Origin of the sequence: Streptomyces sp. DI166, assembly GCF_900091315.1 — a bacterium.
GTDB lineage: Bacteria > Actinomycetota > Actinomycetes > Streptomycetales > Streptomycetaceae > Streptomyces > Streptomyces fuscus.
This window is the reverse complement of the sequence record NZ_FLSP01000042.1, coordinates 19,984-45,503: the sequence shown is the minus strand read 5'-3', so window position 1 is coordinate 45,503 and position 25,520 is coordinate 19,984. Positions and strand designations below refer to the sequence as shown.

Here is a 25,520-nt window from a genome sequence, read left to right as displayed (position 1 = left end):
CGGCCCGCGCCCCGACACCTCAGTTCACCGTGCAGGACCGGTCGCCCAGCTTGAAGGCGGCCGGCCTGCCGTTCGTCCCCGACCAGTCACCGGTGAAGCCGAAGCCGACCGACGAACCGGCCGCCACATGCGCGTTCCAGCCCACGTTCTTCGCCGTCACCGTGGAACCCGACCGGCTGTGCTCGGCGTTCCACATCTGCGACACCGTCTGACCGTTCGGGAACGACCAGCTCAGCGCCCACCCGGACCACGCGCCCGTCCCGGTGTTGCTCAGCCGCACATCCGCCTGGAACCCGCCCTGCCACTGGTTGGTGATCGTGTACGTCACCGCGCAGTCGCCGGTCGGCTCGGGATCAGGATCGGGATCGGGGTCCGGGTCGGTACCGCCGCTGTCGGACGTGTCGCCGTAGATAACGCCCCGCCCGTTCGTGGCGATGTACACCCGCCCGTACACCCGCGGGTCACCCGTGATCGCCGCGCCCGTCCAACCCCACTGGTGGGCGTCGTCGTTGATGCGCGTCCAGCTCTCGCCCTCGTCGGTGGACCGGAAGATACCGCGCACCCCGCCGATCTTCGCGCTGGTGTACAGCGTCTGGTACGACGCCCCCGGCGCCGACTTGCCGAAGCCGATGGTGTCGGCCTGCTCGACGCCGGACAGCTTGCCGAAGCTCGCGCCGCCGTCGGTGGAGTGCCACAGCCCGTACGCGCCGTCACTCGCGCCGCCCGCCAGCCACACCTCGCCCTTCGCGCCCGGCAGCGCCTTGAAGCGGACGCTGTCGCCGCTCGGCAGCCCGGTCGCGGCGGAGGCGGTGAAGCTGGCGCCACCGTCCGTACTGACGTAGAACTTCCCGGACTTGAAGCCGTAGAACACCTTCGGGTCGACCCGGTCGGACTCCACGACCGCGCCCGCCGGGATGCCGGACGACGCCGACCAGGAGGTGCCGAAGCCGGTCGCGTAGTGCACCCCGGCACCCTCCGGGCTCCACACGAAGCGGCTGCCGTCCGCCGCCGCGGCGACCGTGCCGCCGCCGGAGACGCCCGAGGGGTCGGTACCGGCGAACCAGTTGGCGCCGTTGTCCGTCGAGAACGCGATGTGCGGCCCCGAGTCCAGATGGCCCACCCGCACCACGGTGGCGGGGTTGGACTCCGCGAAGTCCAGGCTGGTCGTGGTGGTGAAGTTCGGCTGGGTGTACATCATCGGCGGGACCTCGGCCAGATCCGTGTGCCGGAAGCCGCCGATGTCACCGAGCGCGCTGAGCAGCGGGGCGCCCGACGGGGGAGAGGCGAGGTCGTTGACCGCCGTCTCCTCCAGGCCCCTGACCATCGGCTTGATGGTGAACCGCGTTCCCTCGTCCCAGTTCCCGAGGTTCTCGGTGCCGTAGATCGTCGCGCCCGTGCCGTACATCATCCGGTCCGAGTCGAACGGGTCGATCTCCAGCGCCTCGGTCATCCAGCCGAGTTTCGGGGTCTGTTCCGGCGGCGCCGGGTTGGCGTTCCAGGTCAGCCAGGGGGAGGAGGAGACGTCCATGGTGTAGCGGTTGGCGCGGTTCGGGTACGACGTGTAGTCCCACGCCGTCGTCCAGGTGGCGCCGCTGTCGGTGGACCGGAAGAGCTGCGTGTCCGGCCACCACGAGCTGTACGCCGTCGCCATCACCGTGCCCGGGTGCTGCCGGTCGACGGTCAGACCGCTGAAGCCGTAGTAGGTGTCGGCCTCCGCCACCGGGCTGATGTCCGTCCAGGTGCCGGTCGCCGTCGCGTACCGCCACAACTGCCCCTTGCCGCCGTCGTAGGGGCCGCCCTTGTCGCTGTAGGCCAGATACAGATAGCCGTTCTCCGCGTCGAGGACGCCCTTGTGGGCCAGATATCCGGTGGGCTGACCGGCGAGACGGCTCCAGGTCGCGCCCGCGTCCGTCGAGCGGTACACCGCGTTGTCCTGGTCGGCGACGCCGACGTAGATCGTCCGGGTGGCGCTGCCCGCGCTGCCCGAGGACTCGTCGAAGGTGACCCAGACGATGCCCTGGTTGTCGGAGGCGTAGCCGCTGGAGTCGCTCGGATCCTGCACGTAGGTGCCGACGTTGGGGAAGTTCGTCACCTGTGACCAGCTCGCCCCGGAGTCCGTCGACCGCCACAGGCCCTTGCCGCTCGGCGCGCCCAGGTACAGCACGCTGTTGCGGTTCGGGTCGATCGCCAGGCGCTCGCCCATGCCCCGGCCGGGCATGTTGCCGCCCAGCTTGAACGGCAGCTCGGCCTTCCGCCAGCTCGCGCCCCGGTCGGCGGAGCGCAGCACCGCGCCGTTGCCCGGGTCCCAGCTGTTGGTGTAGGTGCCGACCGCCGCGTACACCCGGTCCGGGTCGACCGGGTCGGTGGCGATACTGGCGACCCCGGTGTGCCCCCAGTCGTCCCAGCCCACCGAGTCCAGCAGCGGCGTCCAGGACTTCGAGGACTCCACCCAGCGGTAGGCGCCGCCGATGTCGGTGCGGGCGTAGGCGAGGTTCTTCTCGGTGCGGTTGAAGACGATGCCGGGGACGAAGCCGCCGCCGTCGATGCGGGCGTTCCTCCAGGTGTAGGTGTCGGCGGCGAGGGACACCCGCGGGGTGTCGGGCTCGGCGGCCAGCGCGGGCGGGGTGCCCGCGAGCAGGCCGGCCGCCAGTGCCAGGACGACTGTGAGGACGCGGGTTCTGCGCACGGTTCTTCGCACGGGGGAGTCCTTTCCGAAGGTGGGGGGACTGCTCGTAGCAAGCACTTCTCGTAGCAAGCGCTTTCTCGATGGTGCGAGATATGCCGGGCGGCCCCCTGTGCGGGAGGGGACCGCCCGGCTGCCCGGCCTCGCCGTCAGGAAGCGAGACCGCGTACGCGGAGCCCTTCGGGCGCCGTGGGGGCGCTCAGCGGGGGGTTATTCGAGGAGCTCCGCGTACGAACCCATGGCCAGGGCGATGTCCGCCTGGGCCCAGAACCGGTGGTACGTGAACGTCGGCACCGCGCCGCCCGCCAGATACGACTCGATCTTCGACCACGCCGGGTCGTCCTCGTAGAAGGAGCGGATCGACTCGAACGTGGACGAGGAGTTGATCGCGTCGCCGTTCGGCATGGTCCCGGTCCAGCCGCTCGGCACGTAGACCGGGTCGTCGAAGCGGTTGTAGTCGGCGCGGTTCTCCGGGACGGCGATACCGAGGTCGTCCTGGTAGTTGTCCCACATGCCGTCCAGCAGCGCCTTCGCCGTCGTCGCCGCCTCGGTGTCGCCGGAGCGGTCGGCGTAGTACGTCAGGGTCTTGGCGTACGCGGCCGCCACACCGACGTCATTGGTGTAGTCGGCGACGGTGACATGCAGACCCGCGTTGGAGCCGGGGCTGCTCGCGTTCCAGGTGTCGGGCTGGCCCGACCACTGGAGCGTCGACGGGAACTGGAAGGTGCCGTCCGGGTTGATCGTGGTGTGCTCCAGCGCCCAGTCGACCCACTTGTCCAGGACCGTCTTGGCGGCGGCGTTCCCGGTCTGCTGGTAGTACTCGGCCACCCGCTCCATCGACCACGCCTGGAAGCCGAACCACTGGTTGGACGGCGGGTCGTGGTAGACGGGCTGCTCGTCGTAGTACATCCCGTAGAAGGTCGACTTGCCGCTCGGCGGGGTCGCGTACCGGCCCGCCCAGCTGTTGGTGGCACCGCCCGCGATCGCGCCCTCGCTGGACTGCAGCCAGCGGTAGAACTCGATCTGCCGGTCCAGGGACTTGGCCCAGTCCGCCTGCCCGGTCGCCGACTTGGGCTTCAGGTCGGCGTAGTTGGCCAGGGCGTACGCGGCCATCGGGTTCTGGTAGCCGCCGTGCGCGTGGCTGGAGCCGATGCGCCAGGCCCAGCCCGCCGAGGTGTCGGTGGCACCGCCCCAGGCGTAGTACCAGGAGAGCAGGTAGTGCGAGGCGTCCTTGCCGGTGCCGGCCGGGCAGGCCGACGGGCCGACGCAGTTGCCCACCTTCTTGAAGTACTTGTCGTACATGGCGTAGCGCAGGTAGTCGCCCATCTTCGCGGCCTTGGCGACGGTCGCGGAGATCTCACTGCCCTTGCCCTGCGCGTCGGCCCACTTGTCGGCCCAGTACGCGGCCTGCACGGCACGGGCGTCGGCGTCCGGGGCGTTGGTGAACTTCCACTGCTTGGCGTAGGAGGAGTCACCGGTGAACAGGTCCAAGTACCCGTTCTTCCCGCCGTACTTGAAGGCGTCGCAGGTCGGCTGCGGCACGGTCTCCCACACCGACTCCTGCGCGCCGCGCTGGAAGGTGTTGATGTACGACGGCCCGGTGTCCGACGGTCCTGCCTCGCACTTGCCGGGCGAGTTGCCGTAGCCGTAGGTGTTGTCCACGTCCTGCAGCCAGTGCATGCCGTAGACGTCGTCCGTGCCGTACGCGCTCTTCAGCTCGGCCGCGATCGGGTCCGGACCGACCGAGGCACCGGAGTCGAGCGGGGCCGGGTACTCGTTCGGGGTGTCCAGCTCGGGCGCGTAGGTGGCTGGCTTGGAGGCGTTGTAGAAGGAGTTGGTCGGCTGGTCGGCGTGGGTGGGGATCATGTACTTCTCCATGATCTCCCAGGCGCCGTTGAACTTGCTCCAGTCGCCCGTGACCTTGCCGTACATGGCCTGCAGCCACAGGAGATAGCTGTACGCCTCCGAGGTGGTCTCGTGGCCGTGGTCCGGCGCCTCCACGATCAGCGTCTCCACCGAGTGGTAGGGGATGCCCTCGGGTGAGAAGTAGCCGTTCGCGGGGTTGGTGATCTTCCCGTACAGCTCCAGGAAGCGGGCGTCGTACTCGCCCGACTCCTCGACCTGGGTGACGGTCACCGTCGCCTTCGCGTGCCCGTTCGCGGTCGACTCGAAGGTCGCCGCGCCGGTCCCGGAGGAGTCGGCGGAGATGGTCACGCGCTGGGCGGTGTTCCAGTTCGACGGCGTGAAGGTGAGCGTGCCGCCGCCGGTTACCGTGAGCCCCGAATTCCCGCTCGCGCGGCTGGTGGTGACGGTCACGTTGGACGAGGGCTGCGTCGACAGTTTGATGTCGTACGTGCCCGTCTTGCCCTGCTGCACGGCAAGTTGGTTGGTCGAGGCCACCACGGCAGGACCGGAGGCGACGGTGATGCCGACCGGCGTGGACTCCGCCGACGCGCCGAGGCTGTCGTACGCCTTCGCCACCAGGGAATGACTGCCCACGGTCAAGCTGGAGACCGAGAGCGCGTAGGGGGCGCTCGTGTCCGTGCCGAGCAGCGTGGTGTCGTCGTAGAACTCGACCTTGGTGATCGTGGCGTCGTCGGCCGCCGCCGCGGTCGCCGCGAGCGGCACCGGGTCGCCCTGCGAGTAGACCGCGCCCGCCTCTGGGCTGGTCAGCACCGTGATCGGGGGCTGATGGGCGCCGACACAGGTGGTGCCGTTCACCTTGAACGAGGTGGGCCCGGTGTTGGTGCCGCTGTAGGTGAACTGCGCTCCGGTGCTGACCGCGGCGCCGGCCGCGATCCGCCCGTTGTAACTCGCGTTGGTGACGGTGATGTTCTGCCCGGACTGCGACCAGGTGCCGTTCCAGCCGTTGCTGAGCCGCTGGTTGCCCGAGTAGGCGTACGTCAGGGTCCAGCCGTCGATCACGTCCGTCCCGCGGTTGGTGATCGTCAGGTCGGCGGTGAAGCCGGAGCCCCAGTCGTTCGTCTTGTAGTCGACGCTGCACTGCAACGGTGCCGCCTGAGCGGGTGTCGTGCCCGTCGCGAGCAGGGTGAGCGGAAGCGCCAGAGCGGCGACGACGGCTGTCCAGGCGCGCCGCACCACTGCCCGTCTCCGGGGTGGGGGATGCATGTGCTGGTTCCTCCTTGCGGCTCGGAGATGTCAAGGCTTGAACCAGTGGGAGCGCTCCCATAGTGGGGAAGGGGGTGCTGGGGGTCAAGGTGCTTGAAGAATCGAAAAGATTCGACGTGTTCATTTCATAGAACTGTGGCAACTCCCCTGTTGCTGAACGTGACTTGGCGCTAACTTTGTTGACACCAGTGGGAGCGGTTCCATCAGTCGGCGCGTCCGCAACGGCCGCGCTGACCAGCACAGGAGTCGCTCATGCGCCACCCCCGCGTTCAGTACTTTTAGCCGTCACCGGGCGGCCTCGGGCAACTCCTTCCCGTATCGAAACCCCCGCATCGACACGAAGGACACCCGCACTCATGAGCCGTACCAGAATCGCGATGCTCGCTGCCCTGGCGCTGGTCGCCGGGGCCTCCGGGACGTCGCTGGCCGCCGCGCCGGACGACATCGGCGCGGCCGCCGTGCCCTGCACCGTCGACTACAGGGTGCAGAACGAGTGGAGCACCGGCTTCACCGCCTCCGTCACCGTCACCAACAACGGTGCCGCGAAGAGCGGTTGGGCGGTGAAGTGGTCCTACGCCGGCAACCAGCAGATCACCAACGGCTGGAACGCCAGGATCAACCAGAGCGGCAGCTCGGTCACCGCGACCAACGAGAGCTACAACGGCACCCTGGGTACCGGCGGTTCGGTCAGCTTCGGCTTCAACGGCACCTACAGCGGCAGCAACGCGATCCCGGCGACCTTCACCCTCGACGGCGTCACCTGCAACGTCGACGACGGCGGCACCGACCCCGGCGGCCCGGGCGAACCGGGTGAGGGCGACCGCGTGGACAATCCGTACTCCGGCGCCAACGTGTACGTGAACCCCGAGTGGTCCGCGAACGCCGCCGCCGAACCGGGCGGCGAGCGCATCGCCGACCAGCCCACCGGAGTGTGGCTGGACCGCACCGCCGCCATCAACGGCGCAGGTGGCCGCATGGGTCTGCGCGAGCACCTCGACGAGGCCCTGGCCCAGAAGGGCGACGGCGAACTCGTCATCCAGCTGGTCATCTACAACCTGCCGGGCCGTGACTGCTCCGCCCTCGCCTCCAACGGCGAACTGGGCCCGACCGAGATCGACCGGTACAAGAGCGAGTACATCGACCCGATCGCCGAGATCCTCTCGGACCCGAAGTACGCCTCCCTGCGTATCGTCACCACCGTCGAGATCGACTCACTGCCCAACCTCGTCACCAACACCGGCAGCCGGGCCACCGCCACACCGGAGTGCGACGTGATGAAGGCCAACGGCAACTACCAGAAGGGCGTGGGCTACGCCCTCAACAAGCTCGGTGACATCCCCAACGTCTACAACTACGTGGACGCCGGCCACCACGGCTGGATCGGCTGGGACGACAACTTCACGCCCACGGCCAACATCATGAAGGAGGCCGCCACCACCGAGGGCGCCACCGTCGACGACGTCCACGGCTTCATCACCAACACGGCCAACTACAGCGCCCTGAAGGAGGAGAACTTCTCCATCAACGACACCGTGGGCGGCAAGTCCGTCCGCGAGTCGAAGTGGGTCGACTGGAACCGTTACGTCGACGAGCTGTCCTTCGCCCAGGCCTTCCGCCAGGAGTTGGTCCGGGTCGGCTTCAACTCCGGCATCGGCATGCTGATCGACACCTCCCGCAACGGCTGGGGCGGCTCCGCCCGGCCCACTGGTCCCGGCGCCTCGACCAGCGTCGACACCTATATCGAAGGCGGCCGTATCGACCGGCGCATCCACATCGGCAACTGGTGCAACCAGTCCGGAGCCGGTCTCGGCGAACGCCCGCAGGCGGCACCGGCCGCCGGGATCGACGCCTACGTCTGGATGAAGCCCCCGGGGGAGTCCGACGGCTCCAGCTCAGAGATCCCGAACGACGAGGGCAAGGGCTTCGACCGTATGTGCGACCCCACCTACACGGGCAACGCCCGCAACGGCAACAACCTCTCCGGCGCCCTGCCGAACGCGCCGATCTCCGGTCAGTGGTTCTCCGCCCAGTTCCGAGAGCTGATGCAGAACGCCTACCCGCCGCTGTCGTAGGCGGCTGATACGCCGGGGCGCCCCGCCGCACCGGGCGCCCCGGCACCTTTGCCGGTCCGGCTCCTTTTGCGGATCCGGCAAGGACATTTGCCTCCCTCCGGTGCGTCGACGCACCCTGTCGGCACCCGGAGGAGAGGCTGAGCACCATGGCGCACGGACCCGCACACCAGCACGCGCACGAGCACAACGACACGGAGATCGACTGGGCCGACATGGCCGAGCACCTCCAGACCCAGGCCGAGCTGTTCACCCCGCTCCATGAGCACGCGCTGGCCTGGCTGGGCGGCAAGCAGACCGAACCGGGTCTGATCGTCGACGCGGGCAGCGGCCCCGGCGTCGTCTCCTGCCAGCTCGCCGAAGCCTTCCCCGGGGCCCGGGTCGTCGCCGTGGACGGCTCCGAGCCGCTGCTCGAACTGGCCCGCGCCAGGGCGGAGCGGCTCGGGGTCGCGGACCGCTTCGCCACGCTGGCCGGCGAACTCCCGGACGTGATGGCGGACCTGGACTACCCCGCCGACCTGATCTGGGCGAGCCACAGCCTCCATCACATCGGCGACCAGCAGGCGGCGATCGCCGCCTACGCCGAGCGCCTGAGCATCGGCGGCACCCTCGCCCTGGTCGAGGGCGGCCTGCCCGTCCGCTTCCTGCCGCGCGACATCGGCATCGGCCGCCCCGGCCTGGAGGCCAGGATCGACGCCGTCCAGGCCGACTGGTTCACCGAGATGCGCGCCTCCCTGCCCGACAGCGTGCCGGTCACCGAGGACTGGCGCACCCTGATGACCAACGCCGGCCTCAAGCCCTCCGGCACCCGCACCTTCCTCCTGGACCTCCCCGCCCCGACCCCCGACCGGGCCCGCGCGGTAGCCGCCGACACCTTCGAACGCGTCCGCGACAAGCTCGCCGACCACCTCGACGCCGAGGACCGCACCACCCTGGACCGCCTCCTCGACCCCAACGACGAGGCCAGCGTCCACCAGCGCCCCGACCTGTACGTCCTGGCGGCCCGAACGGTACACACAGCCGTCCGCACCGGCTGATCCGGCGGGGCAGGCCCCCGCCCCTGCCCTCCGCCGAGTACCGCACCACCTGCGAAGCCGGGACCCCTTGACTTAGAGAGCACTCCAATTGATGGACTCTCACTTCCGTTCACCGGACAACTCAGGGGGTCACCATGACGGCATCACCGGTCGCGCTCATTACCGGCGGCGGCAGTGGTATCGGCGCCGCGGTCGCGCGGCGGTTGCTGGACGCCGGGTACAGGGTGGCCGTCACCGGCCGCGGCGAGGCCAGGCTGAAGGGGTTTGCCGAGGAACTCGGGGAACCCGAGGGGCTGTTGACGATCGTCGGGGACGCTGCTGATCAGGGTCAGATCGAGGCCGCCGTGGACAGCACGCTGAAGGCGTTCGGGCGGATCGACACGGTCGTCGCCAACGCGGGCTTCGCCACCCACGATTCGGTCGCCGAGGGAGACCCGTCCGGCTGGCCGGAGATGATCCTCACCAATGTTCTCGGGCCTGCGCTGCTCATCCGCGCCTCCGTCGACGCCCTGAAGGAGAGCCGGGGCCGGATCGTACTGATCGGCAGCGTCGCCGGGTTCGTGCACACGCCCGGCAACATCTACGGCGCCACCAAGTGGGCGGTGACCGGGCTCGCCGAGAACACCCGCCGTCAGGTGACCGAATGGGGCATCGGCGTCACCCTCGTCGCGCCGGGCCGGGCGGAGACGCCGTTCTGGGACAGCTACGGCAGCCTGCCCCCGGGCCACCTGCTCACCGCCGACCAGGTCGCCGACTCGATCGTCTGGGCGATCCGGCAGCCGGAAGGCGTCGATGTGAACACCGTCGTCGTACGGCCGCTCGGACAGCCGGTGTGACCCGTGCGGGCGGCCCGTCGGCACGGAGCCGCCCGCACGACGCGGGTCAGACCACGTCGAACGTCGCCGGGTTCGGACCGATCCGCCGGTCCTCGTTCAGCGCGCTGATCGCCGCCAGGTCCTCGGTGTCGAGGCTGAAGTCGAAGACGTCGATGTTCTCGCGGATGCGGGACGGGGTGACGGACTTCGGGATGACCACATTGCCGGTCTGCAGGTGCCAGCGCAGCACGATCTGGGCCGGGGTGCGGTTGTGCTTCTGGGCGATCGCCACGATCGCCGGGACCTCCAGCAGGCCCTTGCCCTGGCCGAGCGGCGACCACGCCTCGGTGGCGATGCCGTGCCGGGCGTGGAACTCCCGGGCCGCGTGCTGCTGCAGATGCGGGTGGAGCTCGATCTGGTTGACCGCCGGGACGACCGACGTCTCGCCGATCAGCCGCTCCAGGTGCTCCGGCAGGAAGTTGGACACACCGATCGTCTTGGCCCGGCCGTCGGCGAGCAGCTTCTCGAACGCCTTGTAGCTGTCGACGTACTTGTCCTTGGCCGGCAGCGGCCAGTGGATGAGGTAGAGGTCGACGTACTCCAGGCCCAGCTTGGCCAGCGAGGCGTCGAAGGCGCGCAGGGTGGAGTCGTACCCCTGGTCCGCGTTCCAGAGCTTGGTGGTGACGAAGATGTCCTCACGGGGGATGCCCGAGGCGGCGATGGCCTTGCCGGTGCCCTCCTCGTTTCCGTAGATCGCCGCTGTGTCGATGCTGCGGTACCCGGACTCCAGCGCGGTGCCGACCGCCCGCTCCGCCTCGTCGTCCGGCACCTGCCAGACGCCGAAGCCCAGCTGGGGCATCTCGACGCCGTTGTTGAGCTTGATCAGGGGGACCTTGCTGCTCACGAGCTCTTGATCCTTACGGTTGTCGTCAGGTGATACGCCCCATCGTCAACGATCACGGCCCGTGATGCATTCCTGATCGCAGAATCAGTCCGGAAGGGGTCCGGGAGGCTCACTCCTCCGTCCGGGAGGCTCACGCCTGATACAGCGCCTCGACCTCATTGACGTACGCCTTCTCGATCGCCCGGCGCTTCAGCTTCAGCGACGGCGTGAGCAGCCCGTGCTCCTCGGTGAACGGCTGCGCGAGGATCCGGAAGGTGCGGATCGACTCGGCCTGCGAGACCAGCGTGTTGGCGGCGACCACCGCCCGCCGCACCTCGGACTCCAGATCGGGGTCCCGCACCAGCTCCGCCGGGCTCAGCATCGGCTTGCCCCGCATGCTCAGCCAGTGCTCCACGGCCTCCTGCTCCAGCGTGACCAGGGCGGCGACGTACGGGCGGTCGTTGCCGACCACGATGCACTGCGCGACCAGCGGATGGTCCCGCACCCGCTCCTCCAGCAGCCCCGGCGAGACGCTCTTGCCACCCGAGGTCACCAGGATCTCCTTCTTGCGCCCGGTGATGGTGAGATAGCCGTCCTCGTCCAGCGCGCCGAGGTCACCGGTGGCCAGCCACCCGTCGTGCAACGTCTCGTCGGTGGCCTTGGGGTTGTTCAGATAGCCCTGGAAGACATTGCCGCCGCTCAGCCAGATCTCCCCGTCGTCCGCGATATGGACCGTGACGCCCGGAATCGGCTGCCCGACCGTTCCGTAGCGGGTGCGCTCGGGCGGGTTGGCGGTGGCGGCGGCCGTGGACTCGGTCAGCCCGTACCCCTCGTAGATGTGCACACCCGCGCCCGCGAAGAACAGCCCCAGCCGCCGGTCCATCGCCGAGCCGCCGGACATGGCGTGCCGGATCCTGCCGCCCATCGCGGCGCGCATCTTGCCGTAGACGAGCTTGTCGAAGAGCTGGTGCTGCATCCGCAGCCCCGCCGACGGCCCCGGCCCGATGCCCCAGGCCTTCGCCTCCATCGCGTCCGCGTAGTTCACGGCCACCTCGACGGCCTTCTCGAACGCGCCGCCCTTGCCCTCCTTCTCGGCCTTGCGCCGCGCGGCGTTGAACACCTTCTCGAAGATGTACGGCACCGCCAGGAAGAAGGTGGGCCGGAACGCGGCGAGATCCGGAAGCAGCGCGGCGGCGTTCATCTGCGGCTGATGCCCGAACCGCACCCGCCCCCGGATCGCCGCGACCTGCACCATCCGCCCGAAGACATGCGCCAGCGGCAGGAACAGCAGCGTCGCCGCCTCGTCACCCTTCTTGGAGTGGAACACCGGCTCCCAGCGCTCGATGACCGTGTCCGCCTCGTACATCAGATTGCCGTGCGAGATCACACAGCCCTTGGGACGGCCCGTGGTACCGGACGTGTAGATCACGGTGGCGACGGAATCGGGGGTGACGGCCTGCCGGTGCCGGTGCACCACCTCGTCGTCGAGGTGCGCGCCCGCGTCGTACAGCTCCTGCACACAGCCCGCGTCGAGCTGCCACAGCTCCCGCAGGTGCGGCAGCCGGTCGATGACGGTGGCGATCGTCATCGCGTGGTCCTCGTGCTCCACGATCGCCGCGGTCACCTCGGCGTCGTACAGCATCCAGAAACACTGCTCGGCCGACGACGTCGGATAGATCGGCACCACCTGGGCGCCGACGGTCCACAGCGCGAAGTCGAACAGCGTCCACTCGTACCGCGTACGCGACATCACCGCGACCCGGTCACCGAACCGCACCCCCCGCGCGAGCAGCCCCTTGGCCAGGGCCAGCACCTCGTCACGGAACTCCGCGGAGGTCACGTCCCGCCACTGCCCGGCCTCGTCCTTGCGGCCCAGCGCCACATGCGCCGGGTCCTCCTCGGCATGCCGGAACACCACGTCGGCCAGTCCGCCCACCGGCGGTGCCAACGCCAACGGAGGGTTGGTGAACTCGCGCAAACCCGCTCCCGCTCCCCGTTGTGTGTACGACCTTGTACGACGCCAGCGCTGGCCGTGAAAGCTACCCCACGGTCAGACCGGGCGGGAGGGGGCGGAAAACCGGCCAAAGCCGCGACGCGGCCCCGTCTGCCAGGGAAAATGCACGCACAAGGGGAAGGGTCGGACAGAAACCTGACGGTTGAGTAAGGTTCGGTGCCTTGATCTCCACCAAATCTGTACGACCCGCTCAACGCCGGTGCAGCCGCTCCCCGCCCGCCAGAATCGCCGCGGCCAGCGCGTCCGCCGCCCCCTTCGCCGCCGTCCGCCGCGCGCCGTGCACCAGCACGAAGTCCACCCGCCCCAGCTCCGGCAGCCCTGCCCGCTCGGGCATCCGCACCAGCCCCGGCGGAATCAGCCCCCGGGTGTGCGCCATCACACCCAGCCCCGCCCGAGCCGCCGCGATCAAGCCATTCAGACTCCCGCTGGTGCACACGATGCGCCACTCCCGCCCCTGCCGCTCCAGCGCCTCCAGCGCCCGGGCCCGGGTGATCCCCGGCGGCGGATACACGATGAGCGGCACCGGCCGGTCCACCTCCAGCCGCAGCCGCTCCGCCCCGATCCACACCAGCCGGTCGCTCCACACCGGCTCACCCCGCGGATCCTCGGGCCGCCGCTTGGCCAGCACCAGATCGAGCTTCCCGGCGGCCAACTGCTCGTGCAGCGCCCCCGACAGCTCCACGGTCAGCTCCAGGTCGACCTCGGGATGCTCGTACCGAAAGCCCTCCAGGATCTCCGGCAGCCGGGTCAGTACGAAGTCCTCCGAGGCCCCGAACCGCAGCCGCCCCCGCAGCCGGGTCCCCGTGAAGAACGCCGCCGCCTGCTCGTGCACCTCCAGGATCCGCCGCGCGAACCCCAGCATCGCCTCGCCGTCCTCGGTCAGCTCCACGGAGTGCGTGTCCCGCGCGAACAGCTGCCGCCCCGTCGCGTCCTCCAGCCGCCGCACATGCTGGCTGACCGTCGACTGCCGCAACCCCAGCCGCCGCGCCGCCTGCGTGAAGCTCAGCGTCTGGGCGACGGCCAGGAAGGTCCGCAGATGAGAGGGCTCGTACACACCCCCAGGCTATCGCCGTACGCGATAGCAGTCAGAGCGGTATACGGGATTCCCGATCAACGTGCGACGGAGGACGATGGAGAGGGCACGCCCGTGCCCCGGAACCGCCCGCAAGTGAAGTAGTGGAGCACAGTGAAACGCCTGCGCTGGCCGCGTCGCATGCCGATCGACCCGTACCTGCTGCTCCTGCTCGGGACGGTGGGCCTCGCGGCACTGATCCCGGCCCGCGGCACGGGCGCCGACGTGGCCTCCGGCGCTTCCACAGCGGCCATCGCCCTGCTGTTCTTCCTCTACGGAGCCCGCCTCTCCACCCGCGAGGCCCTGGACGGCCTGCGCCACTGGCGCCTGCACATCACCATCCTGGCCTGCACCTTCCTCGTCTTCCCCCTGCTCGGTCTGGCCGCCCGGGTCACGGTCCCCGCAGTCCTCACGGACCCCCTCTACCAGGGCCTGCTGTTCCTCACCCTGGTGCCCTCGACCGTCCAGTCCTCGATCGCCTTCACCTCCATCGCCCGCGGCAACGTGCCCGCGGCCATCTGCGCGGGCTCCTTCTCGTCCCTGGTCGGCATCGTCGCCACCCCGCTCCTCGCGGCAAGCCTGCTGGGGAGCACCGGCGGTGGCTTCTCCGGCGACACCCTGCTGAAGATCGTGCTGCAACTGCTGGTCCCGTTCCTGGCCGGCCAGCTTCTGCGCCCCTGGATCGGCACCTTCGTCCAGCGCCACAAGAAGATCCTGAGCCTCGTCGACCGGGGCTCCATACTCCTGGTCGTCTACACGGCCTTCAGCGAGGGCATGGTCGCGGGCGTCTGGAGCCGGGTCAGCCCGGCACGGCTGGCCGCACTGCTGGGCGTGGAAGCCGTCCTCCTGGCGGCGATGCTCGCTCTGACCTGGTACGGAGCCAAGGCCCTGCGCTTCGACCGCGAGGACCGGATCGCCATCCAGTTCGCCGGCTCCAAGAAGTCCCTGGCCGCGGGCCTCCCCATGGCCGGAGTCCTCTTCGGCGCCCAGGCCTCCCTCGCCGTCCTCCCGCTGATGCTCTTCCACCAGATGCAGCTCATGGTCTGCGCGGTCATCGCCAAGCGCCGCGCCCGCGACCCCGAGGTCACCGCACAGGACCCAGCCGCAGCGTCACGAATCGCGGTCGGTACAGGGACACGTTCCGGCTGAGCTGCGCCGCGGCGCCGTTCGTCTCCAGCCAGTTCACGTCGTAGCTGAGCACCAGCCGCCCGCCCCCGCTCAGCTCCGGATGCACCTGCGGGTTGTACGCGGCCACGTTCCCGTCGGGCAGATCGGGCCGGAAGTCCTTGGTGGGCCCGTGCCAGGGCCCTGTCGGCGAACAGGCCCAGTAGGAGGTCACGGTCGTGAGCCCTTCCCCACCGCCGGCCATGCTGAACAGCACATACGTGCCCCCGTCCCGCACAACGGAAAAGGCACTCCCCACCCCCCTCCGCCCCCCGTCCCCGAGCACGGTCCGAGGCCGAACCCCAGCCGCCCACTCCTCCCCGTCCCAGTACTCCCAGGCCGCGGGATCGGCCAGCCCGCCCTCCGGCACCCGCGCGACATAGGCCCGCGAGACCGGCCGCGACACCGCCTGCCGATCATCGCCACCGAACACATACGTCCAGCCGCTCTCCTCCACCAGCGTCGTCCCGAACAGCACACGCCGCGACGGATCGGCGACAAGCCGCTGGTCGAACACCGTCACCGTCGATTCCACGCGCAGATCCGGCAACGACAGCGTGGCGACCTCGGTGGCGGTAGGCACCCCGTAGATCCACGGAGCCTGCCCAGCCGCCCGCACCCACAACACCACCCGCAGCACTTGCTCCTCCGCCCCCGGCCGCCGGGGCTCCACCCGAGCGGCGACGGGCCAGCGCCACTGTCCGGGCGCCGGATCGGCGAACAGAGGAGCGGGCAGCGTGCTCTCCAGCCGCCCGTCCCGCATCACCACCGCCGAGTTGCGCACCATCGGCGCGGAGGTGTCACGCCAGGCGTAGGACTCGCCGAACGGATTGGGCGGCCCGTACACCTGCCCCAAGTACGTGTCCGAGAACAACCACAGCACCCGCCCGTCCGGCAACCGCACCGAGTGGGTGCCGTCACCCCCGGTCCAGTCGTCGGCACGGGAGGCGTCATCGCCGTACCGGGAGAACTCGGAGTTCAACGACGAGTGGGCACCCCAGGACCGAACGGTACGGCCGGAACAGTCATCGCCTCCGCCACGGTCTGCGGGCAGCCGGGTGAGCAGGACAGCCCCAAGCCCCAGGACCACCAGAAAACTGACCCAGGCCCACCGTCCAGCAACACCGATACGGGGCATGCCGACGCACGCTATCGAACGCCGGCCTGCCAACCAAGGGCGCCTGAACCCCGGCCACCGGCCGGGAGGGAACCGGAGGCATGAGGCGCCCCGCAGGCGACCGACCCAACATCACTGAGGCGGCGTGTAAACAACACAGGCCCCCTCAGACAAAAAACAGCCCGACCCCGGTGACGCAGGGGGCGCTCCCCGCCCCCGGGGCCCAGCCGTCGCGCCGCGAGGAGAACCCTCAGCCCCGTCCCGCCGCTGCCGGAAGGGCAACCCGGTCCTCACCCGCGTACACGTTCATGGAGCTGCCCCGCAGGAACCCCACCAGGGTCAGCCCGGCCTCCGCGGCCAGGTCCACGGCCAGCGACGACGGCGCCGACACGGCCGCCAGTACCGGAATTCCCGCCATCACCGCCTTCTGCACGAGCTCGAAGGACGCCCGCCCGGAGACCAGCAGCACCGTCCGTGACAGGGGCAGGTCCCCGTTCTGCAGGGCCCGTCCCACCAGCTTGTCGACCGCGTTGTGCCGCCCCACGTCCTCCCGTATGTCGAGCAGCTCCCCGTCCTCGGAGAACAGGGCGGCCGCGTGCAGTCCACCGGTCCGGTCGAAGACCCGCTGCGCGGCCCGCAGCCGGTCCGGCAGGCTCGCCAGCACCTCGGCGTCCACGCGCACCGGGGGAGTGTCGGCGATGGGCCACCGCGCGGTGGTCCGTACCGCGTCAAGGCTGGCCTTGCCGCACAACCCGCACGAAGACGTCGTGTAGACGTTCCGCTCAAGAGTGATGTCCGGAATGACGACACCACCCGAGGTCTGCACATCGACCACGTTGTACGTGTTGGACCCGTCCGCCGTGGCCCCCGCGCAGTAGACGATGTTCCGCAGATCCCCCTGCTCGGCCAGCACCCCCTCGCTGACCAGGAACCCGGCCGCCAGCGCGAAGTCGTCGCCCGGCGTCCGCATCGTGATCGCGAGGGGCTTGCCGTTCAGCCGGATCTCCAGGGGCTCCTCGGCGACGAGGGTGTCCGGTCGGCTGGAGACCGCGCCGTCCCGGATGCGCAGCACCTTGCGTCGTTCGGTGACTCGTCCCATGTCCCGATCAGCCCCGATCAGTTCCGGTTCTGGACGTGCTGGTAGCCGAAGCGACCCTTGATGCACAGATTGCCGTGGGTCACCGGGTTGTCGTGCGGCGAGGTGACCTTCACGATCTCATTGTCCTGCACGTGGAGAGTGAGGTTGCAGCCCACTCCGCAGTACGCGCACACCGTGGTCGTCTCGGTCTGCCGGTCCTCGTCCCAGGTGCCGGCGGCGCGCATGTCGAACTCGGACTTGAAGGAGAGGGCCCCGGTCGGGCAGACCTCGATGCAGTTGCCGCAGTACACACACGCCGACTCGGTCAGCGGAGCGTCGTGCTCCACGGCGATCCGCGCATCGAACCCCCGCCCGGCGACCGAGATCGCGAAGCTGTTCTGCCACTGGTCCCCGCACGCGTCGACGCACTTGTAGCAGAGGATGCACTTGCCGTAGTCCCGGACATAAAGATCGTTGTCAACCCTCGGTGCCTCGTTCACCCGCCCCGCATCGGCCCCGAACCGCCCCGGCTCGGCCCCGTACTCCTTGATCCACTCGCGCACCCTGGGGGTGGTCGACAAGTCGACCGACGAGGCGAGCAGTTCCAGGACGATCTTCCGGCTGTGCCGCACCCGCTCGGTCCCGGTGCGCACCTCCATGCCGCCCTCGGCCTTCCGGGAGCAGGCGGGAACCAGGGTGCGGGACCCCTCGACCTCCACGACACACACCCGGCAGGCGTTCCTGGGCCGCAGCGTGTCCCCCTCGCACAGGGTCGGGACGTCCGTCCCCGCGGCCCGGCAGGCGTCGAGGATCGTGGAGCCCTCGGGAGCCCGCACCGGCTCCCCGTCGATGGTGAACTCCAGCAGACGGCGGGGAATCCCCAGCGCGGTAGTGGTCATTCGTAGGCCCCCAGTCGGTCGATGGCGGATTCCACGGCGTTCCAGGCGGTCTGTCCCAGACCGCAGATCGAGGCGTCGCGCATCGCGCGCCCCACCTCCCTCAGCAGGGCGATGTCATCGGCCGCCGCAGCTGCCCCCCTGCCCTCGCCCAGTCGCCGCAGCGCCTCTTCCTGCCGTACGGTCCCGACCCGGCAGGGCACGCACTGCCCGCACGACTCGTCGCGGAAGAACTCGGCGATGCGCAACAGCAGCCGGGGCAGTGGCACAGTGCTGTCGAAAGCCATCACCACTCCGGACCCGACCGTTGCCCCGGCCGCCCGCGTTCCCTCGAACGTCAGGGGGATGTCGAGCTCGTCGGCCCGTACGAACCCCCCTGCCGCGCCCCCCAGCAGCACCGCCCGCAGCCCGTCCCGCACCCCGGCCTCCCGGAGCACGTCCCCGAGCGTCACCCCGAAGGGGAACTCGTAGACGCCTGGCCGCTCCACACTTCCCGACACGCAGTAGAGCTTGGGCCCGGTCGACGCCTCCGTTCCGACGGCCGCGTACGCCTGCGCCCCGCCCGTCAGGATCGGCAGTACGTTGACGAGCGTCTCGACGTTGTTCTCCACGGTCGGCTTGCCGAACAGCCCTTTCTCCACCGGGAACGGCGGCTTGGAGCGGGGCTCGCCCCGGTAGCCCTCGATGGAGTTGAACAGGGCGGTCTCCTCGCCGCAGATGTACGCGCCCGCGCCCCGCCGGATCTCGATGTCGAAGGCGTAGCCCTGGCCGAGGACGTCGGGCCCGAGCAGTCCGCGCGCGCGTGCCTGGGTGAGGGCGTGCTCCATGCGGGCCAGGGCGCGCGGGTACTCGCCGCGCAGGTACAGGTAGCCGTGGTGCGCGCCGGTCGCGTACCCGGCGATGGTCATCGCCTCGACCAGGGAGTACGGGTCGCCCTCCATGATCACGCGGTCCTTGAAGGTGCCGGGTTCGGATTCGTCGGCGTTGCAGACGAGATAGTGGGGGTGGTCGGGCTGGGACGCCGTGGCCTGCCATTTGCGGCCGGTGGGGAAGGCGGCGCCACCGCGCCCGACCAGACCGGAGTCGGTCACCTCGCGGATGACGGCGGCCGGGCCCAGGTCGAAGGCGCGGCGCAGGGCGCGGTAGCCGCCGTGGGCGCGGTAGTCGTCCAGGCTTTCCGGGTCCACCACTCCCACCCGGGCCAGCAGGGTGAGCCCGGGGTTCCCGGCCTGGGGCACCGCTGTCGCCGGGGGCGGTTCCTCGGGGGCCGAGTCCGGGGCGGTCGCGGCCAGTACGGTGTCGCGCACGGTGGCCGGTGCCGAGACGGCCGTGCGTACGGGGTCGCCCGCCCGGACGGTGAGGGCGGCCGGGGCGCGTTCGCACAGGCCGAGGCAGGGGCTGCGCTCAAGGTGGATGCCGGGGCCGAGACGCGCCTCGATCCCCGCGCACAGGTCGGCCGCGCCCGCCGCGGTGCAGGCGAGGTCGGTGCAGACGTGCAGGACGGTCGAGGGGCGGGGCCGGACGGAGAACATGGCGTAGAAGGTGGCGACGCCGTACGCCTCCGCCGGGGGCACGGTCAGGCGTCTGCACAGGTAGTCGAGGGCGCCGGCGCTGATCCAGCCGATGCGGTCGTTGATGGCGTGCAGCCCCGGCAGCAGCAGGTCCCTGCGGTCGCGGGCGGCCCGGCCGCCGCGCGCCCACCTGAGGTCGGCGTCGCTGCGGTCGGCGCCCTCCCAGGACGACTCGGGCGGGCCCAACAGGGCGTCCACGGCGGCCCGTTCGTCGTCCGTGGGTTTGCTGTCGCCGAAGTGCAGGTCCACTTGCGTCACCTCACGATGGTCGCGACGGGCAGCTTGTCGATCCGGATCGCCGACGCCTTGAACTCCGCCGTCCCGGCGATCGGGCAGTTGGCCTCGATGGTCAGGGAGTTGGTGTCCACCTCGTCGGGGAAGTGCATGGTCATGAAGGCGAGGCCGGGGCGCAGCGCGGTGTCGATCCACACCGGTGCGACCACCGATCCGCGCCGCGAGGTCACCTGGACCCGTTCGCCGACGACGACGCCGTACCGCTCGGCGTCCTCGGGGCACAGCTCGATGAACTCGCCGCGCCGGAGCGGCGAGGCGAAACTGCCGCTCTGCACCCCGGTGTTGTAGGAGTCGAGGCGGCGTCCGGTGGTGAGCCGGATGGGGAAGCGCTCGTCGGTGAGGTCGACCGGCGGATCGTGCCGGACCAGTCCGAAGGGTGCGAGACGTCCCCGCCGCGCCGGGTCCGGGTCCCACAACCTGCCGTGCAGATAGGGCGGTTCGAGCTCGTCCGTGCTCGGGCAGGGCCACTGGATGCCCTGGTGCCGCTCCAGGCGGGGGTAGGTCATTCCGTAGTGGTCCGGCGAGACCGACCGCAGCTCGTTCCACACCGCTTCGGCGTCGGCGTACTTCCACTCGTGGCCGAGCCGTGCGGCCAGTTCGCAGATGATGTCGATGTCCTCGCGCGCCTCGCCGGGCGGGGCGACGGCGCGCCGGACCCGCTGGACGCGCCGTTCGCTGTTGGTGGTGGTGCCCTCGGTCTCGGCCCATCCGGCGGTGGCGGGCAGGACGACATCGGCCAGCTCTGCCGTTCTGGTGAGGAAGATGTCCTGGACGACGAGGAAGTCGAGCGCCTTCAGCCGCCGCACCGCCTGTTCGCTGTCGGCCTCGGACTGGGCGGGGTTCTCCCCGATGCAGTAGACGGCCCTGAGCGTCCCCTCCTCCATCGCCTCGAACATCTCGGTGAGGTTGAGGCCGTAGTGGGGCTGGATGACGGTGTCCCAGGCGGACTCGAACTTGTGCCGCACGCCCGCGTCGAGGATGTCCTGGAAGCCGGGGAGGCGGTTGGGGATGGCGCCCATGTCGCCGCCGCCCTGCACGTTGTTCTGCCCGCGCAGGGGCTGAAGTCCGCTGCCGTAGCGGCCGACATGGCCGGTGAGCAGGGAGAGGTTGATCAGCGCGCGGACGTTGTCGGTGCCGTTGTGGTGCTCGGTGATGCCGAGGGTCCAGCACAGCTGGGCGCGCTCGGCGCGGGCGTAGGCGTGCGCCAACTCCCCGATGGCGGCGGCGGGTACGCCCGTCACCTTCTCGGCCAGGGACAGGGTCCACGGTTCGACGAGGGCCTTGTACTCCTCGAATCCGCTGGTCGCCCGCTCGACGAACGCCTCGTTGACCAGACCCGCGTGGATGATCTCGCGGCCGACGGCGTGTGCCATGGGGATGTCGGTGCCGACGTTCAGGCCGAGCCAGCTCTCCGCCCATTCGGCGGTGGAGGTGCGGCGCGGGTCGACGGCGTACATGCGGGCGCCGTTCCTGATCCCCTTCAGGACGTGCTGGAAGAAGATCGGGTGCGCGAAGCGGGCGTTGGAGCCCCACATCACGATGACGTCGGTGTGCTCGATCTCCTCGTAGGACGAGGTCCCGCCGCCGGAGCCGAAGGCCGCCGACAGCCCGGCGACGCTCGGCGCGTGGCAGGTCCGGTTGCAGGAGTCGACGTTGTTGGTGCCCATCACGACCCGGGCGAACTTCTGCGCCACGTAGTTCATCTCGTTGGTGGCGCGGGCGCAGGAGAACATGCCGAACTTGCCCCGGTTGCGGGCGATGCCGCGCGCCGCCCGGTCCAGGGCCTCCTGCCAGCTCGCCTGCCGGAAGGGCTCGTCGCGGGAGTCGCGCACCAGCGGGTGGGTGAGCCGGGTGTAGTTCCTGGGGCCACGTTTCCTCATGCGGCGCTCCTCAGTGACGTCATGCGGCGCTCCTCAGCGCGAGCAGGTCCGAGATGGCGTGCACGGTGCGCAGGGTGGGCACCTGGACGCCGGTGATCTCCGCGAGTTCGACGACGGCCGCGAGCAGGACGTCGAGTTCGAGGGGTTTGCCGCGCTCCAGGTCCTGGAGCGTGGAGGTGCGGTGGTCGCCGACCTTCTCGGCGCCGGCCATCCGGCGTTCGATGGAGACGCCGACCTCGCAGCCGAGGGCGCCTGCGACGGCGAGCGTCTCGGTCATCATCGTCTCGATCACCCGGCGGGTGCCGCCGTGCAGGCACATCTGCCGCATGGTGGCGCGGGCCAGCGCGCTGATCGGGTTGAAGCTGATGTTGCCGAGCAGCTTGACCCAGATGTCGCAGCGCAGGTCGGGCTCGACCGGGCACTTCAGGCCGCCGGCGACCATCGCCTCGCTGAAGTCCAGGCAGCGTTTGGAGACGGTGCGGTCGGGCTCGCCGACGGAGAACCGGGTGCCTTCCAGGTGCTGTACGACGCCCGGTTCCCGCAGTTCGGTCGCCGCGTAGACGACGCAGCCGACGGCCCGCTCGGGGGCGAGCACCGCGCTGACCGCGCCGCCGGGATCGACGCTCTCCAGGCGGTGGCCGTCGTGGGGGCCGCCGTGCCGGTGGAAGTACCACCAGGGGATGCCGTTCTGGGCGGCGATCACGGCGGTGGAGTCGTGCAGGAGCGGCTCGATCAGCGGCCCGCACGCCGCGTACGAGTTGGCCTTCAGGCCCAGGAACACATAGTCGACGGGGCCGACTTCGGCCGGGTCGTCGGTGGCGTGGGCCCGGGAGGTGAAGTCTCCGCGCGGGCTGAGCACCCGTACGCCGTGCTGCCTCATGGCCGCCAGATGCGGTCCACGGGCGATGAGATGCACATCGGCGCCGGCGCGGTGGAGCGCGGCACCGACGTAGGCGCCGATCGCACCGGCGCCGAGGACTGCGACTTTCATACGGGGGAGCTCCGTTCGGTCGAGGGTACCGAGGAACTGCCGAAACTCTGTCGACGAAATATTGTCTACAGTATGCGTGTTGGAGCGGCAAGGGTTCGGACAGGGTGCGCTGTACGGGGGGTTGTCGACCGCTCGTCGCGCGTCGCATACCGCTCACCGCATACGGTCGACCTGTTGCCTTCTCAACTACCGGCTCACTTCCTACCGTTCGGCCTCATGAGTCCCCCCATCGCCCCTCCCGGCTGGAGCCGCTGGCTCGTTCCCCCCGCCGCCCTGTCCGTCCACCTCTCCATCGGGCAGGCGTACGCCTGGTCCGTGTTCAAGCCGCCCCTGGAATCCGCGCTCGGCCTGAGCGGTACGCAGAGCGCGCTGCCCTTCCAGCTCGCCATCGTGATGCTGGGGCTGTCCGCGGCGTTCGGCGGCACGCTCGTCGAACGCCGCGGCCCGCGCTGGGCGATGACGGTCGCCCTGTGCTGCTTCTCCTCCGGTTTCCTGCTCTCCGCCCTCGGCGCCGCGACCGAGCAGTACTGGCTGATCGTGCTCGGCTACGGATTCGTCGGCGGGATCGGCCTCGGCATCGGCTACATCTCCCCGGTCTCCACACTGATCAAGTGGTTCCCGGACCGCCCCGGCATGGCCACCGGCATCGCCATCATGGGCTTCGGCGGCGGCGCGCTGATCGCCTCGCCGTGGTCGGCGCGCATGCTGGAGTCCTTCGGCGCCGACTCCTCCGGGATCGCCGCCGCCTTCCTGGTGCACGGACTGGCGTACGCGGTGTTCATGGCGCTGGGTGTGCTGCTGGTGCGGGTGCCCCAGGCCGAGCCGGTGGCACGGGACGACCGGGCCGCGTCGGCCCCCACCCGCCCGCAGGTGACGGCGGGGCAGGCGATCCGCACACCCCAGTTCTGGCTGCTGTGGATCGTGCTCTGCACGAACGTGACCGCCGGCATCGGCATCCTGGAGAAGGCCGCCCCCATGATCATGGACTTCTTCGCCGAGACGGAGACAACGGTGTCGGCGACCGCGGCCGCCGGTTTCGTCGCCCTGCTGTCGGCCGCCAACATGGCCGGCCGCATCGGCTGGTCCACCACCTCGGACCTGATCGGACGCAAGAACATCTACCGCGTCTACCTGGGCGTCGGCGCACTGATGTACGCCTGCATCGCCCTGTTCGGCGACTCCTCCAAGCCGCTGTTCGTGCTGTGCGCGCTGGTGATCCTCTCCTTCTACGGCGGCGGCTTCGCCACGATCCCCGCCTATCTGAAGGACCTCTTCGGCACCCATCAGGTCGGCGCCATCCACGGCAGGCTGCTCACCGCCTGGTCCACGGCCGGCGTCCTCGGACCGCTGATCGTCAACTGGATCGCCGACCGGCAGGAGGAGGCCGGGAGGACCGGCGCCTCGCTGTACGGGCTCTCCTTCGTCATCATGATCGGCCTGCTGGCCGTCGGCTTCGTCGCCAACGAACTGGTCCGCCCCGTGCACCCCCGCCACCACATCCCCGCACCCCGAGCCCGGCAGGAGGCCGCCGATGTCGAACGACAGCAGTCAGAGTCCGCCTGACCGGCGCGCACTGATCGCCTTCGCCTGGCTGTGGGTCGGGGCGCCGCTCGGGTACGGACTGTACGAACTGGTGCGTAAGGCGACACAGCTGTTCACCGGGTGACCGGGGGCGGCAGGCTGTTCGACGCATGTTCGGATGTCCGGGTGTCTGACGGAAGCCGACAACCCGGGCGCCGGTTTCCTGTGGCATCACCTGCCGCCGTACCGGTGAGTCACTGATCAGACTGGTGGATCCCGCTACCCAAGGCAACGAGGGGGAACCACCCGAATGAACGGCTCGCGCATCGCCGCGGTCGGCCACTACCAGCCGGCCAAGGTACTCACCAACGAGGACCTGGCCGGCCTGGTCGACACCAGTGACGAGTGGATCAGGTCCCGGGTGGGCATTCGCACACGCCACATCGCCGGACCCGACGAGCCCGTGGACGAGCTGGCGGGCCACGCGGCGGCCAAGGCGCTGGCGGCGGCGGGGTACGCGCCCGGTGACATCGACCTGGTGCTGGTGGCCACCTCCACCGCCGTCGACCGCTCCCCGAACATGGCCGCGCGGGTCGCCGCCCGGCTCGGCATCCCCTCGCCCGCCGCGATGGACGTCAACGTGGTGTGCGCCGGGTTCACCCACGCGCTGGCCACGGCCGACCACGCCGTGCGCGCGGGTGCCGCCACCCGCGCCCTGGTGATCGGCGCCGACAAGATGTCCGACGTGACGGACTGGACCGACCGCACGACCTGTGTGCTCGTCGGCGACGGCGCGGGGGCCGCCGTGGTCGAGGCCGCCGAGACGCCCGGCATCGGTCCGGTGCTGTGGGGGTCGGTGCCGGAGATGGGGAACGCCGTGCGGATCGAGGGAGTGCCGTCGCGGTTCGCGCAGGAGGGGCAGAGCGTGTACCGCTGGGCCACCACGCGGCTGCCCGCCATCGCGCGCAGCGCCTGCGAGCGCTCGGGACTCACCCCGGCCGACCTCGCCGCGGTCGTGCTGCACCAGGCGAACCTGCGGATCATCGAACCGCTCGCGGAGAAGATCGGCGCGGTCAACGCCGTGGTGGCCCGGGACGTCACCGACTCCGGGAACACCTCGGCGGCGAGCATCCCGCTGGCGTTCTCCAAGCTCGTGGAGCGGGGCAAGATCTCCAGCGGGGACCCGGTGCTGCTGTTCGGGTTCGGCGGGAACCTGTCCTACGCCGGACAGGTCGTGCGCTGTCCCTGAACCGCCGCCGAGCGCGGTGTGACGAGGCCAACTCCCCCTTTCACTGGCCCCGGTGCG

General features: G+C 70.2%; 17 protein-coding genes. 6 read left to right on the top strand and 11 right to left on the bottom strand.

Annotated features, from left to right (window positions below):
• Positions 1-19: 19 nt before the first annotated feature.
• Complete coding sequence (locus tag GA0115233_RS21130; RefSeq protein WP_093721833.1) at positions 20-2,686, bottom strand: cellulose binding domain-containing protein; 2,667 nt, start codon at positions 2,684-2,686, stop codon at positions 20-22.
• 207 nt (positions 2,687-2,893) lie between these two features.
• On the bottom strand, positions 2,894-5,812 hold the full coding sequence (locus tag GA0115233_RS21125; RefSeq protein ID WP_093721832.1) for a glycoside hydrolase family 48 protein: 2,919 nt from the start codon (positions 5,810-5,812) through the stop codon (positions 2,894-2,896).
• A gap of 356 nt (positions 5,813-6,168) precedes the next feature.
• Between GA0115233_RS21125 and GA0115233_RS21120 the strand changes: the two genes are divergently transcribed.
• The 3 genes from GA0115233_RS21120 to GA0115233_RS21110 all read left to right on the top strand — a co-directional run bounded on the left by GA0115233_RS21120 (position 6,169) and on the right by GA0115233_RS21110 (position 9,754).
• A complete protein-coding gene (locus tag GA0115233_RS21120; protein ID WP_093721831.1) occupies positions 6,169-7,884 on the top strand; it encodes a glycoside hydrolase family 6 protein in 1,716 nt (571 codons plus the stop codon).
• Positions 7,885-8,030: 146 nt separating this feature from the next.
• Positions 8,031-8,918 (top strand): class I SAM-dependent methyltransferase, encoded by an 888-nt coding sequence (locus GA0115233_RS21115; RefSeq protein ID WP_093721830.1) that lies wholly within the window; start codon positions 8,031-8,033, stop codon positions 8,916-8,918.
• A 134-nt stretch (positions 8,919-9,052) separates the two neighbouring features.
• Positions 9,053-9,754: an SDR family oxidoreductase gene (locus GA0115233_RS21110; RefSeq protein WP_093721829.1), complete on the top strand. Its 702-nt coding sequence runs from the start codon at positions 9,053-9,055 to the stop codon at positions 9,752-9,754.
• A gap of 46 nt (positions 9,755-9,800) precedes the next feature.
• On the opposite strand, the gene GA0115233_RS21105 is transcribed toward GA0115233_RS21110, so the two are convergent.
• The 3 genes from GA0115233_RS21105 to GA0115233_RS21095 form a co-directional block, all read right to left on the bottom strand.
• Positions 9,801-10,637 carry an aldo/keto reductase gene (locus tag GA0115233_RS21105; RefSeq protein WP_093721828.1) on the bottom strand — a complete coding sequence of 279 codons (837 nt, stop codon included), beginning with the start codon at positions 10,635-10,637 and terminating at the stop codon, positions 9,801-9,803.
• 130 nt (positions 10,638-10,767) lie between these two features.
• On the bottom strand, positions 10,768-12,594 hold the full coding sequence (locus tag GA0115233_RS21100; protein WP_093721827.1) for an AMP-dependent synthetase/ligase: 1,827 nt from the start codon (positions 12,592-12,594) through the stop codon (positions 10,768-10,770).
• 226 nt (positions 12,595-12,820) lie between these two features.
• Positions 12,821-13,684 (bottom strand): LysR substrate-binding domain-containing protein, encoded by an 864-nt coding sequence (locus GA0115233_RS21095; RefSeq protein ID WP_093721826.1) that lies wholly within the window; start codon positions 13,682-13,684, stop codon positions 12,821-12,823.
• A gap of 159 nt (positions 13,685-13,843) precedes the next feature.
• Here GA0115233_RS21095 and GA0115233_RS21090 point away from each other — a divergent pair, with 159 nt between their 5' ends.
• Entirely contained in the window at positions 13,844-14,851 is a 1,008-nt protein-coding gene (locus GA0115233_RS21090) for a bile acid:sodium symporter family protein (RefSeq protein ID WP_176711884.1), read from the top strand.
• Here the strand turns inward: GA0115233_RS21090 and GA0115233_RS21085 are convergent.
• The 6 genes from GA0115233_RS21085 to GA0115233_RS21060 form a co-directional block, all read right to left on the bottom strand.
• Complete coding sequence (locus GA0115233_RS21085; protein ID WP_093721824.1) at positions 14,787-16,004, bottom strand: DUF4185 domain-containing protein; 1,218 nt, start codon at positions 16,002-16,004, stop codon at positions 14,787-14,789. The genes GA0115233_RS21090 and GA0115233_RS21085 overlap by 65 nt on opposite strands.
• A gap of 229 nt (positions 16,005-16,233) precedes the next feature.
• Positions 16,234-17,082, bottom strand: coding sequence for a formate dehydrogenase accessory sulfurtransferase FdhD (fdhD, locus tag GA0115233_RS21080; protein ID WP_093721823.1), 849 nt, complete (start codon positions 17,080-17,082; stop codon positions 16,234-16,236).
• A 17-nt stretch (positions 17,083-17,099) separates the two neighbouring features.
• Entirely contained in the window at positions 17,100-17,960 is an 861-nt protein-coding gene (locus GA0115233_RS21075) for a 2Fe-2S iron-sulfur cluster-binding protein (protein WP_093721822.1), read from the bottom strand.
• The gene (locus GA0115233_RS21070) at positions 17,957-19,777 is read right to left on the bottom strand and encodes an NADH-ubiquinone oxidoreductase-F iron-sulfur binding region domain-containing protein (protein WP_093721821.1); all 1,821 of its coding nucleotides are present in this window, start codon (positions 19,775-19,777) and stop codon (positions 17,957-17,959) included. Before GA0115233_RS21070 ends, GA0115233_RS21075 begins: the two co-directional genes overlap by 4 nt.
• Positions 19,778-19,782: 5 nt before the next feature.
• On the bottom strand, positions 19,783-21,702 hold the full coding sequence (locus GA0115233_RS21065; RefSeq protein ID WP_093721820.1) for a molybdopterin oxidoreductase family protein: 1,920 nt from the start codon (positions 21,700-21,702) through the stop codon (positions 19,783-19,785).
• Between the two features lie 19 nt (positions 21,703-21,721).
• A complete protein-coding gene (locus tag GA0115233_RS21060; protein WP_093721819.1) occupies positions 21,722-22,693 on the bottom strand; it encodes a 2-dehydropantoate 2-reductase in 972 nt (323 codons plus the stop codon).
• A gap of 216 nt (positions 22,694-22,909) precedes the next feature.
• On the opposite strand from GA0115233_RS21060, the gene GA0115233_RS21055 reads away from it, so the two are divergent.
• Entirely contained in the window at positions 22,910-24,256 is a 1,347-nt protein-coding gene (locus tag GA0115233_RS21055; protein WP_093721818.1) for an L-lactate MFS transporter, read from the top strand.
• A gap of 268 nt (positions 24,257-24,524) precedes the next feature.
• The gene (locus GA0115233_RS21050; RefSeq protein ID WP_093721817.1) at positions 24,525-25,463 is read left to right on the top strand and encodes a beta-ketoacyl-ACP synthase III; all 939 of its coding nucleotides are present in this window, start codon (positions 24,525-24,527) and stop codon (positions 25,461-25,463) included.
• The last annotated feature ends 57 nt before the right edge of the window (positions 25,464-25,520 follow it).